Here is a 384-nt window from a genome sequence, read left to right on the forward strand (position 1 = left end):
GGCAACCGCCACGCCGCGAAAGATGTTGCCGCCGCCGATGACGACGCCGACCTCGATGCCCAATGCACGCGCCTCGGCGATGTCGCCGGCGATGCGATCCACCACTGAAACGTCGATGCCGAAATGCTGCTCGCCCATCAATGCTTCGCCCGACGCTTTCAACAAGACACGTCGGTAGAGGGGCTTCAACGTCATCTGGGCCTCTTCATTTGCATGTGGCGCGTTCCGGTGGCTACCCTCGCGCAGGCGCCGCCTCGAAACAATGGCGTTCCGATACACGAAGGGCGCCGCGATGTCACGCGGCGCCCAAACGGCAAATTCGCCGGTTTCCTGTCCCATCAATCAATTGGTGGACACGCTGGCCGACTCTCCTTCGATAAGCAC

Annotated in this window: 1 pseudogene; it reads right to left on the bottom strand. The window is 62.0% G+C overall.

Features of this window, described 5'->3' with window-relative positions:
• Positions 1-195, bottom strand: a pseudogene (gene pyrH / locus EN932_RS37825) (UMP kinase); the annotation flags it as partial.
• Between the last annotated feature and the right edge of the window lie 189 nt (positions 196-384).

It is taken from the genome of Mesorhizobium sp. M7A.F.Ca.US.002.01.1.1, from assembly GCF_004022955.1.
Taxonomy (GTDB): Bacteria; Pseudomonadota; Alphaproteobacteria; order Rhizobiales; family Rhizobiaceae; genus Mesorhizobium; species Mesorhizobium ciceri.